The following is a 17,190-nucleotide window of genomic DNA, read 5'->3' on the forward strand; positions in this document are numbered from 1 at the left end:
TCCTAAGGATGCTTTCTTTACAGGCTGATATGCAAGCGCGCTTTTCAAAAGAAGCAATTGCCCTGTAGTGTGTGGAAGCGCTTGCAGTTGTGAGCCATGTCACCCGCGATGCGACCGGGCCCAGAGCCCCTGCCGTCGAAGGAAAAAGAACGAAAGGGACACCAATGAAGGTGCACAACACCCTCGAGACTCGAACCACCCGCCGCGTTTTCACCACGGGAGCCATCTCTGCCGTGGCAGCCCTGGCCCTGAGCGCTTGCGGCGGAAGCGCTTCCACATCACCCACCTCCGAAGCCGCAAAGCCCGACCTCAAAGCGTCAGGAGCCGGTGTCATCACCATGTGGGTAGACGCCGAACGCTCGCCGGCGTTGAAGGACATCACCGAAAAATTCAAGTCGGACACCGGCATCGAAGTGAAGCTCGTGGTCAAGGACTTCGCAGCGGTCCGAGACGACTTCATTACCCAGGTGCCCACCGGACAGGGGCCGGACCTCATTGTTGGACCCCATGACTGGATCGGCAAATTCGTCCAGAACGGCGTCATCGCACCCGTGGAACTCGGCGACAAGGCCGGGCAGTTCCAGGACTCCTCCATCAAGGCCATGACCTACAACGGGGCTGTTTACGGTGTCCCGTACGCCATCGAGAACATCGCGCTCCTTCGTAACACCGGCATCGTGGACAGCAAAGCCGCCACCTTGGACGAAGTTGTGGCCAACGGAAAGAAAGCCGTTGCTGACGGTAAAGCCACGTTCCCGTTCCTGGTCGGCATGGACCCCAAACAGGGCGACCCGTACCACCTGTACCCATTGCAGTCCTCCATGGGTTCGCAGGTCTTCGGCAAGAATGCCGATGGTGGCTATGACGCCAAGCAGCTCCTCATTGGTGACGCCGCCGGCGTCGAATTTGCCAAGAAGCTGGCCGTTTGGGGCGATGCCGGCGAGAAAATCATCAACTCCAACATCACCGGCGATATCGCCAAGGAGAAGTTCCTCGCCGGCGAATCCCCGTACTTCCTGACGGGCCCGTGGAACGTGCCGGACGTGCAGAAGAAGGGCATCAAGTTCGCGGTGGATGAACTGCCGACTGCCGGTGGCGAACCCGCCCAACCCTTCATCGGCGTCAACGGCTTCTTCATCAGTGCCAAGAGCGCCAACGCCTTGGCCACCAACGAATTCGTCACCAACTACCTCACCTCGGAATCTGCCCAGGACTCCATGTATGCAGCCGGTGGCCGTCCGCCGGCCCTCAAGTCCTCCTTCGAGAAGGCTGCCAGCGATCCCGTGGTGGAAGCGTTCGGCAAGATCGGTGCCACCGGCGTTCCCATGCCTGCCATCCCCGAGATGAGTGCAGTGTGGGCTGACTGGGGAGCTACGGAGCTTGCCATTATCAAGGGCCAGGGCGACCCGGCTGAGGCATGGGCCAAGATGGCCGCCAGCATCAAGTCCAAGATCGGCGGCTGATCCCGCACCGGTGATTCCACCGGTCTGCCCAGGGCCGGGCGGCACACCACCGTCCGGCCCGTGCCTGCCGCCATCCGCTTGACGCAAGGACCCACAATGCCAACCCCAGACATCCAAGAACTCCCGGCAACCGCCGCCAGCACCGCACCGCCCCGGCCGCGTCGCGGCAATACCCGCCGCATGCAGGGCAAGCACCACCCCGATTCCCTCAAGGGCACCATCCTGAAGATTGTCCTGTTGGGCCTGGTGGATGCCTTCGCCGTCTGCGTGCTGATGATGCTCTTCCTGAGCCAGTCGTGGGCTGCGCTGGGAGTGTCCGCCCTGGTGGTCCTTGCCATCAACTGGATCTACCTCCGAAAGGGTGGGCTGCCCGCCAAATACCTCGCTCCCGGTGTGCTGTTCCTGCTGGTTTTCCAGGTCCTGGTGGTGGTTTTCAGCGGCTACATCGCGTTCACCAACTACGGAGATGGCCACAACAGCACCAAGGATGATGCCATCTCCGCCATCCAGTTAACTGCCCAGAAACGTGTCCCGGATTCGCCCGCTTACAAGGCATCCGTGCTCACCAAGGGCAGTGATTTCTACCTGCTGCTCACGGACCCCTCCGGGAAAGCGCAGATCGGCAGCACCGGGCAAGCACTCGCTGACGCGACGGCTGCGGGCAAGGATTCCACCGGCAAAGCAAACTCCCTGCCCGGCTACGAGACCCTCAAGTTCCAGGAGATCGTGGCCAATCAACAGGAGATCCTGAAGATCGCGGTCCCGGTCTCCAGCGATCCCGCTGACGGAACGCTGCGCACTGCGGACGGCAGCACGGCCTACCAGTTCAAGCCCGCCCTGCACTATGACGCCGGCACGGACACCTTCACGGACACTGAAACCGGTACCCAGTACACCGACAACGGCAAAGGTGCGTTCGCGGATTCCAAGGGTGAAACGCTGGCTACCGGCTGGAAGATCGACGTCGGCCTGGACAACTTTGCCCGCGCCTTCACCGATCCCAGCCTCCGCGGACCGCTCCTCGGCGTGATTATCTGGACCTTCACCTTCTCCATTGCATCGGTGGCACTGACCTTCATCATGGGCCTCTTCCTGGCCATCACGTTCAACCGTGAGGACCTCCGTGGCAAGAAGGTGTACCGGATACTGATGATCCTGCCCTACGCGTTCCCGGCTTTCCTCTCCGGATTGGTATGGTCCGGCATCCTGAATCCCGAGTTCGGCTGGCTCAACCAGACCCTGCTGGGCGGTGCGAACATCGGGTGGCTGACCGACCCCGTCCTGGCCAAGGTCAGCGTGCTGGTGGTCAACGTGTGGCTCGGCTTCCCGTACATGTTCCTCGTCTGCACCGGCGCGCTGCAGTCGCTGCCCTCCGAAATTGACGAGGCCGCACGCATGGACGGCGCCTCTGCCTGGCGGGTGTTCCGCTCCATCAAGCTGCCGCTGCTCCTCGTGTCCGTGGCACCCCTGCTCATTTCTTCCTTCGCATTCAACTTCAACAACTTCAACGTGATTTACATGCTCACCGGCGGTGGTCCACGCTTCGCGGACACCGATCGCGACATCGGAGCCACCGACATCCTGATCACCCTGGTCTACAAGGTGGCTTTCGGCCAGGGAACAGGCCGTGATTACGGGTTGGCCAGCGCACTGGCCATCATCATCTTCATCATCGTGGCCACGATCTCGGCCATCAGCTTCAAGCAGACCAAAGCACTCGAGGACGTGAACTGATGAGCGTACGCACTCTCGCCGCCAGCAAGGAAACAGCGTCCGACGGCGGCCCCTCGCCGCTGGTGCCCAAGCGCCGCCCGTTCGGGGTTTGGTTCAAAGACAAGGGGTGGCGGCATGTGGTGGGAGTCGTCACGACGATCTTCGCAGTGTTCCCCCTCCTGTACGTATTGTCCGCGGCACTGGACTCCAACGGCACCCTGGTAGGTTCCAACGGGCTGTTCTCCAGATTCGACACCGGCAACTTCACGGCTCTCTTCAGCGATCCAAGCCGCCCATTCGGCCGCTGGTTCGTGAACACGCTGGTGGTGGGGGTGGTGACCTCAGCCGCCACGGTGTTCCTCGGTGCCATGGCCGCGTACGCTTTCTCCCGGATGCGCTTCAAGGGCCGCCGGGTGGGCCTGCTGACGCTGCTCCTGCTGCAGATGTTCCCGCAACTGTTGGCCGTCGTCGCGATCTTCCTGCTCCTGAGCGGCATCTCACAGGTGATCCCGGCCCTGGGGCTCGGCAGCCAACTGGGCCTCATCATGGTGTACCTCGGAGGTGCGTTGGGCGTGAACACGTATCTCATGTACGGGTTCTTCAATACTGTCCCGCAGTCCTTGGACGAAGCCGCCAAGATCGATGGCGCCAGCCACGTGCAGATCTTCTTCGGCATCATCCTCCGCCTGGTGACACCGATCCTTGCTGTCGTGGGACTGCTGGCATTCATTGGAATCTCCAGCGAATTCGTCATCGCCAGCGTGGTCCTGACCGACCCTGACAGCCAGACACTCGCCGTCGGGCTTTACTCCTACGTGGCCCAGCAGCGTTCGGAGAACTGGGGAGTCTTCGCAGCCGGCGCGGTCATCGCGGCCATCCCTGTCATGGCGCTGTTCCTGTTCCTGCAGAAATACATTGTCAGCGGACTCACCGCCGGCTCAGTGAAAGGCTGACCATGCCCATCGCGCTTCCGCACCACGACGGCTCCAGCCTCTTCGTCTCCACGTCCTCCCCTCAGTCCGTATCCCTTGGCGATACCGTCCGCCTCCGGGTACGCGTCCCCCAGGGGTGGGGTCCGGCGTCGAAGGTCTGGGTCCGGTCCGTCCAGGACGGCGAGCCGCGCTACGACGCCGCCATCCGGCTGGGCACGGCCGACGGCTGGGAATGGTGGGAAGCGGCGATGCTGGTAGCCAATCCCGTGGCCAAGTACCGCTTCCTGCTGGAAGTAACAGAAGCGCACGACGACGGCGCTCCCGCCGGCACGGCGGTATCTGGCACGGCGGTATCCGGCACGGCGGTATCCGGCACGGTGGGGCGGAGCTACTGGAACCTCAACGCCCAAGGGCTTTTCCGGCGCGATGTGTCCGACGCCGCCGATTTCAGGGTGACAACGTTTGCCCCGGCGCCGGAGTGGCTCCGCCGAGGAACCATGTACCAGGTGTTCCCGGACAGGTTCGCCCGCTCGGAGCAGGCAGATGGCCACCCTGTTCCCGATTGGGCCATCGGATGTTCCTGGGATGAGCCGGTTGTCGGGACGGGCGGGCAGGCAGCTACTCAGTTCTACGGGGGAGACCTGCCGGGAATCACGGGCAAGCTTGATCACCTCCGGGAGCTGGGCGTCGATGTCCTGTACCTGACTCCGTTCTTTCCGGCCCGCTCCAACCACCGTTACGACGCATCCACTTTCGACTCGGTGGACCCGCTCCTGGGCGGGGACCAGGCCCTGGTGCAGCTGGTGGAAGCGGCGCACGCACGCGGGATCAAGGTCCTGGGGGACCTCACCGCGAACCACTCGGGCGCTGCGCATGAGTGGTTCGTCAAGGCGCTCGCAGATCCGGGCTCGGAGGAAGCAGGCTACTACTACTTCAGCGCCGACCATTCCAGCTACGAGTCCTGGTGGGGAGTGCCGTCGCTGCCCAAGTTCAATTGGGCCTCGGATGCTCTGCGCCGACGCTTCATCACCGATGAAGACTCGGTGGTGGCGCGCTGGCTCAAGCCACCATTCAGCCTGGACGGTTGGCGGATCGACGTCGGCAACATGACCGGGCGCCTCGGATCCGTGGACCTCAATCACGAAGTAGCCCGGCTCATCGCGGACCGGGTTCGCGAGATCAACCCGAATGCCGCCCTGCTGGCCGAGTCCACGTCCGACGCAGCCCCCGATGTCACCGGTGAACACTGGCAGGGTGCCATGACGTACTCCAACTTCACCCGCCCCTTGTGGTCCTGGCTCGCCAAGGACGCTCCGCATGTGAACTTCTTCGGCTCGCCCCAAACAGGGCCAAACAGGATCGGCGCGGAAGATTTCCTGGCCACCCACCAGGATCTGGCCGCGGGATTTAGCTGGGGTGTGCGACAAAACAACATGAACGCCCTGAATACGCACGACACCGCCCGGGCGGCAACGGTCATGATCGACGGCGGCCCGGAAGTGGGCGCAGTAATCGCCTTCTGCCTGCCGGGCGTTCCCGTCATGTTCGCCGGCGATGAGTTCGGCCTGGAAGGGTTCAACGGCGAAGACTCCCGGAGCCCCATGCCCTGGGACGCCCCGGAGCGGGTGCGCAAGGACTTGCGTTCGGCTTACGCCACCCTGGGACGGCTCCGCAAAGAGCTGCCGGCACTGGGCGACGGCGGGATCCGATGGCTCCACGCCCAAGGGGATGTCCTGGTCTTCATCCGTGAATGCTCCGGGACCTCAGCGCTGGTCTTCGCCGCGAGGTGCGACGCCACTGTCGTCATGGATTCCTCTGTCCTGTCCGAACCGCAATTGCGGGCACTGCTGGCCGCGCCAAGGCACCAGTCCGGGACGGTGATGTCGGCACCGGCCGGACCAACCGGCGTCGACGGCGTGCGGCTGAGGGCGGAAGGGCCGTCGGCCGGCGTCTGGGAGCTCCCGGGAACCGCAGTGCCGGGCCGGTAGGGGGCGCCAGGTTCCGTGCCGGCCGACGCCGGTCTGGCTAGACTGGCACCACAGAAAACACTGCGAAGACTGCCGGTTTGGCGTGTCCGCGGTGCACATGTGGAGGGAATGTCTTGTCGGACGAAACGGCTATCGCCGGAACATCAGGAGAAAGCGTCAGGAGCCGCACAGTCGGCGGAACAGAAACTGCACGGCACACGGCCGCGCAAAGGGAATTCCTGGCGGAACTGGCCAACGGCCTTGAAGACCGCCAACTCGCCCGGGACGAAGAAACCCTCACGGTCTACTCAATCGACCAAGGGCCCACAGTGGAGCGACACCTTCCATTGGCCGTTGTGTGGGCAGAATCCGTAGAGGACGTCCAGCACGTGGTTCGCAGCTGCGCCGCCCATCACGTGCCGATCGTCGCCCGTGGCGCGGGAACCGGCGTATCGGGAGGAGCGCACGCCACCGAAGGCTGCATCGTTCTGAGCCTGGAACGGATGAACCGCATCCTGGACCTCAACCCCGATGACGAGACCGCCGTCGTCGAACCGGGCGTCATCAACGCCGAGCTGAACGCCGCCGCCGCCCCGCACGGCCTCATGTATGCGCCCGACCCGGCGAGCTACAAAATGTCCACCATCGGCGGCAACGTGGCCACGAACGCTGGAGGCCTGCGCTGCGCCAAGTACGGTGTGACACGCGATTCCGTGCTGGCGTTGGATGTCGTGATGGCGGACGGTTCGCTCATGCACACCGGCCACCAGACCTTCAAGGGCGTGGCAGGCTACGACCTGACCGCGCTGCTGGTGGGCTCCGAGGGAACCCTGGGCATCGTGGTCGGGATAACTGTCCGGCTGAAGTACCTCCCGCGCGAAGTCCACACCATCGCTGCGTTCTACCAGGACTTCCGCAACGCTGCCGCCGGAGTGCTGGCCGTTGGCCGGGCGAGAGTACAACCCGCCATCATGGAACTCCTGGACAACGGCACCCTTGAGCAATTGGACGAATTGCACGGAGGCGACCTGCAAAAGCGCGGCAAGTCCCTGCTCCTCATCCAGACCGACGGCTTCGGCGCCGCTGCGGAGGCCGACGTCGTCCGGGAGGTCCTCGCCGCGGGCGGCGCCACAGTCACCACCGAAGCCAGCGCCGAAGCGGAAATGCTGGTGGAACTGCGCCGCAACAGCCGCGGCGTGGAAGTCGACGACGAGTTCAGGGTAGGGGAGGACATCGCGGTGCCGCGTTCACGCCTGGTGGACTTTGTCGCCGAACTGGAAGCCATGGCCGCACGCTTCCAGGTCCGTCTCAAAGTAGTGGCCCACGCCGGCGACGGCAACCTCCACCCCACGTTCTGGATGGACAGGGTAGACCCCGCCACGGATGCCGACGCACTTGTCCGCCTCAACGCCGCCCTCGACGAATCCATCCGGGTAGGCCTGGAAATGGGCGGGACCATCACGGGCGAGCACGGGATCGGGCAGTACAAGCTCCGCTGGCTGGGGCTTGAGCAGCCTGAGCCGGTGCGTGAGTTGCAGCGGCGGATCAAGGAGTTGTTCGATCCGCAAGGGATCCTGAATCCGGGGAAGGCTATCTAGGGCAGTCCGTGGGTGCGTGGGCGCGTGGGCGCGTGGGCGCGTGGGCGCGTGGGCGCGTGGGCGGCCCAAAGGGCCAGAACGCTCTGCGCGCTCGGTCGTTCCTCCCTTGGACGCGCGCTGCCGCGTTCCGGCCCTTTGGGGCGGTGACGTAGGCTGCCCACCTTAGACGCGCGCTGCCGCGTTCCGGCCCTTTGGGTAGGTGCACCTTGGGTACCCACTGGTATCCCAAATTTTACCGACCGCTTATTACACCCCACCGATTCCCTGCATTTACTTTCCGCCAATCACCTCATAGTCTTACTTGGTATACCAAAGTGGCTATGAGGAGATTGACGTGGAAGAACGGCGCAGAGATGGTGTCCTACCTTCGGGGAGTGGGGGCCGACTCGCTACGGGGCTCGTGCTGCTTGCTCTCGTGATGGTTTCCATCAATCTCCGGCCGGCCATTACCACCGTCGCCGGGGTGATGAATCAGGTTCCCGGGGTGTTTGGGCTGGATCCTGCGCTGCTTCCGCTGCTGGGGACCCTGCCGGTGCTGGCCTTTGGCATTTCGGGTCCGATCGGGCCTTGGTTGGCCCGGCGGGTCGGAACAGGGCGTGCCGTTGCGGTGGCCCTGTTGGTACTGGCTGCGGCCCTGATCGTTCGTGCGACGGTGCCTGCGCTGCTGTTGCCCGGTACATTCCTGGCGGGCTCGGCGATCATGACCGCAAGTGTCCTGGTACCGCAGATCGTCAAAGCCAATCGCGGCACGGGCTGGTGGACTGGCCTGTGCACCATGGGATTCGGTCTCGGCGCTGCGCTGGGCGCGGGACTCGTTCAGCCCTTGGAGCAGGCCTTTGGCGGAAACCTGCCCTCAGCCCTCGCGGTGTGGGCGGTGCCCGCTTTGATCGGCGCGTTCCTGATCCATCGGTCCGGAGGACGGCCGACGGCGGCACCCGCCGCTGCGGGTACGGTTTCCGGAGCCTCCGGTGCAGCCACACCGCTGCGGAGACAGCGCACGGCGTGGGCTGTCACGGCGTTCTTCGGTCTTCAGGCGATGCTGTACTTCGCCATCACGTCGTGGCTGGCCGTGTACCTGGTATCCCGGGGTCTTTCGCCAGCCGACTCTGCGGCATTGCTCGCTTGGTTCAGCCTGGCGGGACTCCCGGCCAGTTTGCTGGCCCCGGTCCTTGCCAGCCGCCCGCGTATCCTGCGGGTCATGGCGCCGGGACTGGGGTTGTCGGTGGCCGTTGCCCTCCTGGGAGTCCTCACCGCACCTACGGAACTGCAGTTCATCGCCGTCGGGGTTTTGGGGGTTGTCCAGAGCGCAGGCTTCGGATTGGCCATGGCCCTGGTAGTGATCCGGTCAGCCGGGCCGCAATCTGCCGGGCGGCTATCGGCCATGAGCCAGGGCTTCGGATTCGCCCTGGCCTCCCTCGGCCCGCTGCTGGCAGGGTTGCTGCATGCGGTGACCGGAGGGTGGGAGGTGACGTTCTGCGTGCTTGCCGCGGAAGCTGTGGTGCTGGCCGGTGCTGGATTCTTCGCAATCCGCGGACCATTGGTCAGCGTGGGATCAGCCGACTCAGCCCCGGAGCCGGCCGGGCCTGTCGGGGCGCACCCCCGCGGCGTATCCTCGGCGTTATGACGAACTCATCAGGGACGAACCAGCCAGCAACACCCGCCACCGAAATCCTTGAAACCAACGAATGTTGGGAGCTCCTCCGGGGCGTCTCAGTGGGCAGGCTTGCCGTGTGGGTGGACGACCACCCGGACATCTTCCCCGTGAACTACAAGGTTGACCACGGCACCATGGTGTTCCGGACCGGCGAGGGTACCAAGCTCCACGCTGCCCTCGGCGACGCGCCAGTGGCCATCGAAGCCGATGGGGTCAATGCCGAAACGGGAGTGGCGTGGAGCGTGGTGGTCAAAGGCCAGGCGTCGGCCGTGAAACTGACCCAGGAGGTGCTGGACACCATCGGGCTCCTGCTCTTTCCCTGGGAGGCAGGGCAAAAGGACCAGTTCATCCGCATCACGCCCAACAAAGTCACGGGACGGCGTTTCACGGTGACCCCTGCCGTGACCTGGTGGACGCCGCTCGATAACGCCCCCACGGCCCGCGCCGAGTAGGCCGAACCAAGAAACCCGCCCCTGTCCGGCTTCTTCCCCTTGCGGGGCGGGAGCTTGGTCAGGGGCGGGTTTCGTGCCGGCTAGACGAGTTCCAGCTGGTCGGCCACTACCTTGCCGGCGTGGATGACCGTGCGGTCCCTGCCCCGGTCCATCACCGTGGACGCCACAGTTTCGCCGTCCACCAGGAGCAGTTCCGCCGGATCCCCAACCTCGACGCCGGGACGGTGGGCCGTATCCTTCAGCCGGGTCGCGGAGGGGTCCAGGATGCTCGCCCCGCCGATGGTGGCGATGGCCAGGCAGTGCTCGATCAACTCGTCCTTGCGGAAGCCATGGGTAAAAGCGAGCTGCCACGTCCGGTCCAGCATGTCGGTGTTGCCGTAGGGGGACCAGTAGTCACGCTGGCCGTCCTCGCCCAGGCCAAGCCGGACGCCGGCCTCGGTCAGCAGCGGGATGGGCAACTGGCCGGCAGCAGCTGGAGCCACCGAAGCCAGGGAGACATCAAGCTCTGCGAAGGCGTCAATCAGCCTGCGGGTGGTGGCCTCATTGACGCTGCCCAGTTGGTAGGCGTGGGACATGGTCACCTTGCCCTGCATCCCCAGGGCCCGCGTCCGTTCCAGCACCAGGTCCGTGCTGAAGACGCCGAGTTCGCCGGGTTCGTGAAGGTGGATATCAATGGGAACCTGGTACTTCTCGGCGAGGCCGAACACGATGTCGAGGTGCCTCGCGGGGTCCCGGTCCAGGGTGCAGGGATCAATGCCACCCATCACGTTGGCACCGGCCTTGAGCGCTTCCTCCATGAGTTCCACCGTCCCTTCCTCCAGTAACAAGCCGGCTTGGGGGAAAGCAATAATGTCCACCGAAGCCTGGCCGGCGAACTTCTCCTTGGCGGCAGCAACGGCGTCGAAGCGTTCCAGCCTGCAGTCCACGTCAACCTGTGCGTAGGAGCGGACCCGGGTGGTGCCCCTCGCGATCATCCTCCCCAGGGTGTCGTTCACGCGATCCTGCAGTGGCACCTCGGCGTTGCGCCAGTTCTTCCGGTCGTTCATCATCATGGTCCACACACCCGGACCGCCGGTGTGCTCGCGGAACGGCAAACCGATCCGGGTGGAATCGAGGTGGACATGAACGTCGGAGAAGGACGGCAGCAGCAAGCGTCCGCGTCCCTCCACTACGGTCACGCCGGCTGGAACGGCGCGGTCCGGGTCATGAGGTTCGACGCCGGTGATCTTGCCGCCTGCTTCACCCGCGACGATGGTGACATCGCTGAGCGCTTGCCCCCACGGGCGGACGGCACGGATCAGGGTATTCAATGGTTGCTCCTTTGGTTGTGGATCAATTGCCTGCGTCTATTTCACGCCCGCCAGGGCCGTTGCGGCCATACCCGCGTGGTGGCAGGCCGGCGCGGCGGGCGTCGCCGGTGTTGGAATCTCGTCGATGCAGCGCTGGCGTTGTTCTTCCGGGAGGGTCCCGATCAAGGGGCAACGGGTCCGGAACACACAGCCGCTGGGCGGATTGGCCGGTGACGGCAGGTCGCCGCGAAGCCGGATCTTCACCTGTTCCCGGGCAGCCCTTGGATCGGGCAGTGGCACTGCCGAGAGCAGGGCTTTGGTGTAGGGATGCAGGGGGTTCCGGAAGAGCTCGTCGCGGGGTCCCTGCTCCACGATCTTGCCCAAGTACATCACCGCAACTTCGTGGGAAATGTGCCGGACCACGGAGAGATCGTGGGCGATGAAAATGTAGGAAACGCCGGTGTCCTGCTGGATCTGCTGCAGGAGGTTCACCACCTGGGCCTGCACGGAGACATCCAGCGCGGAGACGGGCTCATCGCACACAATGACCGACGGGTTCAGGGAAATGGCCCGGGCAATACCTACGCGTTGGCGTTGCCCGCCGGAGAATTCATGCGGGAACCGGTTGTAGTGTTCCGGCTTCAGGCCAACCTGGTCCAGGAGTTCCTTGACCCGGTTCTTCAGGCCGCCAGGAGGGTTGATCTTCTGCGCCACCATGGGAGCGGCAATGGCTGTGCCCACGCTCTGCCGCGGATTCAGGGAAGCGAAAGGATCCTGGAAGATCATCTGGACCTTGCGGCGGAAGTTGTACAGCTCCCGGCCCCGCAACTGGCTGATGTCCACGCCGTCGATCACTATCCGCCCGGCCGTCGGGTCCATAAGCCGGGCCACCATGCGGCCGGTGGTCGACTTGCCGCAACCGGACTCACCCACGAGCCCCAAAGTCTGGCCGCGGGCGAGACTGAAGGACACGCCGTCGACCGCTTTGACCGATCGCTTGGCGGCTCCCGGCAGCAACCCGCCCTTCAGCGGGAAGTGCTTTTGCAGGTTCTCCACCTGGAGAATTGGTTCATGTTCCACGGCTGGTCCTAACGCGAATTCCGGATGGTGATGATCTGCGGGCCGCTCAAGTGGCAGCGTTGGCCGTGGCCGTCGTCGATTGTCAGCTCCGGACGCTGCTTGGCGCAGACGCCGTCGCCGACGAGTTCGGCGTACTGGCACCGCGCGCTGAAGATGCACCCCTTGGGCAGGTCAAGGAGCGACGGCGGCTGGCCGGGTATCGGGTTCAGCCGGCCTGCGGCGCTGTTCAGCGTGGGCATGGAGTTGAGCAGGCCCAGGGTATAGGGATGCCGGGTGTCGTAGAAGATGTCGTCCACCGGCCCGGACTCGACGCACTGGCCGCCGTACATGACCAGCACGTTGTCGCAGACCTCGGCCACCACGCCGAGGTCGTGCGTGATGAGGATCAGCGCAGAGTTCGTTTCCTCCTGGAGCTCTGACATGAGGTCCAGGATCTGCGCCTGGACAGTCACGTCCAGGGCGGTGGTGGGTTCGTCGGCAATCAGCAGCTCCGGCTCGCAGATCAGCGCCATCGCGATCATGGCGCGCTGACGCATTCCACCGGAGAAGTGGTGCGGGTACTCGTCGAAGCGCTGCTCCGGGCTGGGGATACCCACCCTTCCCAGCATGTCGACGGCGGCCGCCCGGGCCTGCTTTTTGCTCGCCTTGTTGTGGACCAGGTAGGCCTCGGCAATCTGGTGGCCCACAGTGTAGAAGGGGTGCAGTGCCGACAGTGGATCCTGGAAGATCATTCCGATGTTGCGGCCGCGGAGCTTGCGCATGGCGGACTCGGGCAGCGTCACCAGGTCCTTGCCTTGGAACATGGCCTGCCCGGTCACCTGCGCGGAGGTGCCTTTGAGCAGGCCCATCAAGGCCTGGCTGGTGACGGACTTCCCGGATCCGGATTCACCCACGATGCCCAGGGTCTCGCCACGTTCCAGGGCGAAGTCCATGCCGTTCACTGCGGAGACAACGCCGTCATCCGTAGGGAACTTCACTGTGAGACCGCGGACTTCAAGGAAAGCAGCGGTTGCTGTACTTCCGGCAGTAGCGCTCGCGGTGTTGGTCTGAAGCTGGGTCATTGGAGCCTCACTCGGGGATCGATGGCGGCGTAGGCGAGGTCCACGGCGACGTTCGCAACGATGACGAAGAACGCGGCCAGCATGGTGATGGCCATGGTGACTGGAAGGTCGCCGGAGATGGCCGCATGCACTGCCGTGAAGCCCAGGCCCGGAACGGAGAAGATCTGTTCAGTGAGGACCGCTCCGCCGAGAAGGAGGCCGATGTCCATTCCGAGCATGGTGACAACCGGGGTGATGCCCGCACGGACGCCGTGCTTGAACGTGACCGTCCGGGGTGCCAGGCCTTTCGCACGGGCGGTCCTGATGAAGTCCTCGCCAAAGGTTTCAATCATGTTGGTTCGGGTGACGCGGATATAGGAGGCGCTGAACAGGACAGCCAAGGCGATCCACGGCAACAGATAGTTGGCCACCCAGGCTCCGGGACCCTGCGGTCCGAACGGGCTGTTGATTTCGTTGGTGGTGAACGGCAGGAGATGCAGCTGGTTGACGAACAGGAGCAGCAGAAACAAGCCGGTGACCGGGATGGGCAGCGAGACCCCCACTGAGGCAGCACCCACGATGAACTTGTCCACCGGCGTTCCTTTGCGGAGGGCGGCCAGCAGACCCAGTCCGACGCCGGTGATGGTCCACAGGACCAGCGCGCCGATGGCCATGGAGAAGGTGTAGGGGAGCGAGCGGCCGATGATGTCGGCAACGTTCTCATTGGTTTGGAACGACTTGCCGAGGCAGGGCCATTCGCAAAGCGTCTGGGCTCCCGGAGCGCCGATCATGCGCGAGGAGAAGAAGCCGCGGATGTAGTCGATGTACTGGATAAGGAATGGCTGGTCCATGCCCAGGGCTACGCGGGCTTCAGCCACGCGTTCGGGAGTGCACTCCTGGCCGCAGGCTGCGGCGGCGGGATCGGACGGACCGAGCTGGAAGAGCGTGAACGTAATGAAACTGACGGCGGCAAGCAGCAGGACCAGCGATCCGGTCCGGCGAAGAATGAAAGTCATCATGGTGGTGGTTGCGGGCCGCCCGCCGGGGCAGGCGGCCCGCTTCTCCTTCTGGACTATGCCCGAATGGTTATCAAAGCCCGGTTACTGCTCGACGCCGACGATGGAGAGGTCGATGCCGCCGAAGAAGTAGCCCACCTGGGCATTGCGGACATTCGAACCGACCACGCTGTTCGTGTGGCTGCGGATGAGCGGGACGATCGGGTAGGTCTTCAAGGCCGAACCGAAGGCCTCTGCCCACTTCTTGCCAAGTTCCTCGGAGGTGCCGTCCGTGTTGCGCAGATCGAACATGGCCTTGGAGACTACGGGGTCGAAGTAACGGGAAGTGTTGGAGAAGCCATAGCTGGTGCCCTCATTGTTCGGTCCCAACAGAGGGTCGGCGGAGGTGCGGACCGATGCCGGGTCGGCGCCACCGCACCAGCCTGAGCGGCCCATGTCCGGGAGCTGTTCGCTGGCAAGGACCGAGTAGTAGTTCGGGGCGGGAATCGGAACCAGTTCCACGTCGATGCCCAGGGCCTTGAGGTTCTGCTGGACCACCGTGCCGGTGTTCTTGAAGGCGTCCCGGTTGTTGGCGTAGCCGTACGTCAGCGTCTTGGGGTAGTCCTTGCCTTCCAGGAGCTTCTTGGCTTCCTCGAGCTTGGGCTTGCCGGTGGGGTCCAGTTCCAGCTCCGTTTCCACGTAGCCGCGCATCTTGGAGTTCAGCGGGCTCTGGGTGATCTCGCCGAAGCGGCGTCCTCCGTACTGCACCAGGATGGACTGGCGGTCCAGGGCCAAGGCGATCGCCTTGCGGACGTCCGGGTCCTTGATCTTCTGGGTGTTCAGGCTCAGGACGTCGTTGCAGCCCAGCAGGCCCGAAGCTACGCGGTCCTTGACCTTGGCATCTGCCAGCTTTGCGGAGTCGGAGGTTTGAAGCGCGCCGTTGGAGTCGAGCGTGATGGCGTTGGGGTCCGAGTCGGCAAGCAACTGCTGGCTGATGGTGGCCTGGGACGTGGACAGGGAGAAGATGAAAGTGTCCGGGAGGGCGGAGCGGTTGGGGTCGGTTGCCGGATCCCAGTGCGGATTGCGGACCAGCTTGAGGGACTTGCCGCGGTTGTAGGACTCCACCATGTACGGGCCCGAGGAAACGGGGTGGTTGGTGTAGTCCAGCTTGGTGTCCTTGGCTTTGGGGACCGGAGCCGTGTTGGAGCGCGACGCCAAGGCCGGGAACTCGGCGAAGGGCTTCTTCAGGTGGAAGACCACGGTGCGCTCGTCGGGCGTTTCAACAGCCTGAAGCACAGCGGCAGGATCCTTGTACGGACCCTTGTACCCGCCGGCGTCGAGCGCTGCATTCAACTCCTGCGGCGCCTGGGTGAAGACATCCTGGGCGAAGGTGCGTTCCACTCCGTACTTGATGTCGGCGGAGGTGATGGGTGTTCCGTCCTCGAACTTCACGCCGTCCTTGAGGGTGAACGTCCAGCTGAGGCCGTCATCGGAGACCTTGCCCGTGTCCGTGGCGAGGTCCGGGACCACCGTTGGCGGCTGGCCCGCCGTTTCCTTGGCCATCGTGAGCGTGCGGTAGTACAGCTGGCCGACGTTGGCCGTCTGGACGTAGTTGCTGTTGCCCGGGTCCAGGGTCTGGAAATCGGAGGACATCAGGACGTTGAGATTTCCGCCCTTGGAAGTGAATCCGGACTTGACCACATTGGGGGCCAGCTCGGTGACGGACTCTGCGGGCTTGGAGTTGCCCGGCTGGTTTTGGCCGGCGCCGCAGCCGGTGGCTGCCACGGCAATCAGCACGGAAAGAGCAAGGGCTCTTGCGGGGGTTTTCATGATGCTCCTTGTAGAGGGTGGGGCGATGCGGGGAATGGTGCGGAATTTGTCGGCGGGTTTTTTGTCAGCGGGAGGACTTGGGATCCAGCGCATCCCGGACGGCGTCGCCCAGGAGGTTGAAGGCCAGCACGGTGACGATGAGCATGATGCCCGGTACTGCCAGGAACCACGGGTCGCTGAGGTACCAGTTGCCGGACTGGGCGGCGTTGAGCATCTGGCCCCACGACGGTGTGGGGTCCTTGACGCCGACGCCGAGGAAGGACAGTGCTGCTTCGGCGGAGATGTTGGTGGGGATCAGCATGGTGGCGTACACGAGGACGACTCCCATGACGTTGGGGATGATCTGCCGGAAGAGGACGCTGAGGTGGGAGGCGCCGAAGGACCGGGCGGCTTCCACGAATTCGCGCTCGCGGAGGCTCAGCACCTGGCCGCGGACGATGCGTGCAAGGTAGGCCCAGCCGAAGAAGCCCAGGATGATCACCAGCGAGGCCATGGGCAGGAAGCTGCCTTCACCCAGCGGGGTATTGCGGAGCCGTGACTGCAGGATGGGCGTCAGCGAGAGCACCAGGAGCAGGTGCGGGAACGCGAGGAACAGGTCCATGATCCGGCTGATGATGGCGTCTGTCTTGCCGCCGAAGTAGCCGGCGGCTGCGCCAAGGACCGTGCCGAGGACCACGGAGACTGCAGTGGAAAGCAGCGCAATGGTCAGGGAGACCTGGCCGCCGTAGGCAAGCCGCGCGAAGAGGTCCCGGCCCAGTCCGGGCTCCACACCCAACCAATGCTGCGCCGAGGGGTACATGAACCCTGGGAGGGGCAGCCCGGGTGTTTGGAAGTCGTCCAGCACTTCGGGGCTGGTGTTGGACGTATAGGGATCGTTGCCGGACATGGCGCTGAGCACAGGGGCAAGGATGGCGAACAACAGGATGGTCACCACGACGCACAGGCTAAGAAGTGCCACCTTGCTGCGCCGGATCCGCATCCATGCGGTGGCGAGCAGTGAGCGGGCTTCGGCAGGTGCCGCCACTTTGCCTTCCGGCGTCGTTGCCGGAGGCAGCGGCGGACTGCCGGTACTTGGTTCGACGGACTGTATCTGGGTCAACGGTTCTGCTCGTTTCGTGATCAGGAGCTTGCTCCGGAGTTCTTGTATACCAAAATAGACTAGAGCAGGATTCATGCG

The 17,190-nt window shown here is 64.3% G+C and carries 13 protein-coding genes; 7 read left to right on the forward strand and 6 right to left on the reverse strand.

Annotated elements, in window-relative coordinates; all coding sequences use genetic code 11:
• The first annotated feature begins 164 nt into the window (after positions 1-164).
• From ACNAOU_RS04310 to ACNAOU_RS04340, 7 genes are all read left to right on the forward strand, one after another.
• Entirely contained in the window at positions 165-1,463 is a 1,299-nt protein-coding gene (locus tag ACNAOU_RS04310) for a sugar ABC transporter substrate-binding protein (protein WP_064723531.1), read from the forward strand.
• A 96-nt stretch (positions 1,464-1,559) separates the two neighbouring features.
• Positions 1,560-3,197, forward strand: a complete 1,638-nt coding sequence (locus tag ACNAOU_RS04315) for an ABC transporter permease subunit (RefSeq protein ID WP_422758115.1) — start codon at positions 1,560-1,562, stop codon at positions 3,195-3,197.
• A complete protein-coding gene (locus ACNAOU_RS04320; protein ID WP_039239841.1) occupies positions 3,197-4,129 on the forward strand; it encodes a sugar ABC transporter permease in 933 nt (310 codons plus the stop codon). Before ACNAOU_RS04315 ends, ACNAOU_RS04320 begins: the two co-directional genes overlap by 1 nt.
• A 2-nt stretch (positions 4,130-4,131) precedes the next feature.
• Complete coding sequence (locus tag ACNAOU_RS04325; RefSeq protein ID WP_422758116.1) at positions 4,132-6,096, forward strand: glycoside hydrolase family 13 protein; 1,965 nt, start codon at positions 4,132-4,134, stop codon at positions 6,094-6,096.
• A 113-nt stretch (positions 6,097-6,209) separates the two neighbouring features.
• Positions 6,210-7,673, forward strand: coding sequence for an FAD-binding oxidoreductase (locus ACNAOU_RS04330; protein WP_413307876.1), 1,464 nt, complete (start codon positions 6,210-6,212; stop codon positions 7,671-7,673).
• Between the two features lie 400 nt (positions 7,674-8,073).
• On the forward strand, positions 8,074-9,297 hold the full coding sequence (locus ACNAOU_RS04335; RefSeq protein WP_422758117.1) for an MFS transporter: 1,224 nt from the start codon (positions 8,074-8,076) through the stop codon (positions 9,295-9,297).
• Complete coding sequence (locus ACNAOU_RS04340) at positions 9,294-9,779, forward strand: pyridoxamine 5'-phosphate oxidase family protein (protein WP_018779866.1); 486 nt, start codon at positions 9,294-9,296, stop codon at positions 9,777-9,779. The genes ACNAOU_RS04335 and ACNAOU_RS04340 overlap by 4 nt, the downstream gene beginning before the upstream one ends.
• Positions 9,780-9,859: 80 nt before the next feature.
• Here the strand turns inward: ACNAOU_RS04340 and ACNAOU_RS04345 are convergent, their stop codons facing one another.
• From ACNAOU_RS04345 to ACNAOU_RS04370, 6 genes are all read right to left on the reverse strand, one after another.
• Positions 9,860-11,089 (reverse strand): amidohydrolase family protein, encoded by a 1,230-nt coding sequence (locus tag ACNAOU_RS04345; protein WP_422758118.1) that lies wholly within the window; start codon positions 11,087-11,089, stop codon positions 9,860-9,862.
• A 36-nt stretch (positions 11,090-11,125) separates the two neighbouring features.
• Positions 11,126-12,148: an ABC transporter ATP-binding protein gene (locus tag ACNAOU_RS04350; RefSeq protein WP_039239848.1), complete on the reverse strand. Its 1,023-nt coding sequence runs from the start codon at positions 12,146-12,148 to the stop codon at positions 11,126-11,128.
• A gap of 8 nt (positions 12,149-12,156) precedes the next feature.
• Positions 12,157-13,209 carry an ABC transporter ATP-binding protein gene (locus tag ACNAOU_RS04355; protein ID WP_039239850.1) on the reverse strand — a complete coding sequence of 351 codons (1,053 nt, stop codon included), beginning with the start codon at positions 13,207-13,209 and terminating at the stop codon, positions 12,157-12,159.
• Positions 13,206-14,207: an ABC transporter permease gene (locus ACNAOU_RS04360; protein WP_055974226.1), complete on the reverse strand. Its 1,002-nt coding sequence runs from the start codon at positions 14,205-14,207 to the stop codon at positions 13,206-13,208. Before ACNAOU_RS04360 ends, ACNAOU_RS04355 begins: the two co-directional genes overlap by 4 nt.
• 81 nt (positions 14,208-14,288) lie before the next feature.
• On the reverse strand, positions 14,289-16,013 hold the full coding sequence (locus tag ACNAOU_RS04365; protein ID WP_422758119.1) for an ABC transporter substrate-binding protein: 1,725 nt from the start codon (positions 16,011-16,013) through the stop codon (positions 14,289-14,291).
• Positions 16,014-16,077: 64 nt separating this feature from the next.
• A complete protein-coding gene (locus ACNAOU_RS04370; RefSeq protein ID WP_422758120.1) occupies positions 16,078-17,112 on the reverse strand; it encodes an ABC transporter permease in 1,035 nt (344 codons plus the stop codon).
• Positions 17,113-17,190: the final 78 nt, after the last annotated feature.

Source organism: Paenarthrobacter sp. C1 (assembly GCF_049315185.1).
Lineage (GTDB): Bacteria > Actinomycetota > Actinomycetes > Actinomycetales > Micrococcaceae > Arthrobacter > Arthrobacter nicotinovorans.

Coding starts and splice junctions, on each gene's coding strand:
- ACNAOU_RS04325 (WP_422758116.1), top strand. CDS start 4,132: ATGCCCATCGCGCTTCCGCACCACGACGGCTCCAGCCTCTTCGTCTCC.
- ACNAOU_RS04315 (WP_422758115.1), top strand. CDS start 1,560: ATGCCAACCCCAGACATCCAAGAACTCCCGGCAACCGCCGCCAGCACC.
- ACNAOU_RS04310 (WP_064723531.1), top strand. CDS start 165: ATGAAGGTGCACAACACCCTCGAGACTCGAACCACCCGCCGCGTTTTC.
- ACNAOU_RS04355 (WP_039239850.1), bottom strand. CDS start 13,209: ATGACCCAGCTTCAGACCAACACCGCGAGCGCTACTGCCGGAAGTACA.
- ACNAOU_RS04320 (WP_039239841.1), top strand. CDS start 3,197: ATGAGCGTACGCACTCTCGCCGCCAGCAAGGAAACAGCGTCCGACGGC.
- ACNAOU_RS04340 (WP_018779866.1), top strand. CDS start 9,294: ATGACGAACTCATCAGGGACGAACCAGCCAGCAACACCCGCCACCGAA.
- ACNAOU_RS04365 (WP_422758119.1), bottom strand. CDS start 16,013: ATGAAAACCCCCGCAAGAGCCCTTGCTCTTTCCGTGCTGATTGCCGTG.
- ACNAOU_RS04360 (WP_055974226.1), bottom strand. CDS start 14,207: ATGATGACTTTCATTCTTCGCCGGACCGGATCGCTGGTCCTGCTGCTT.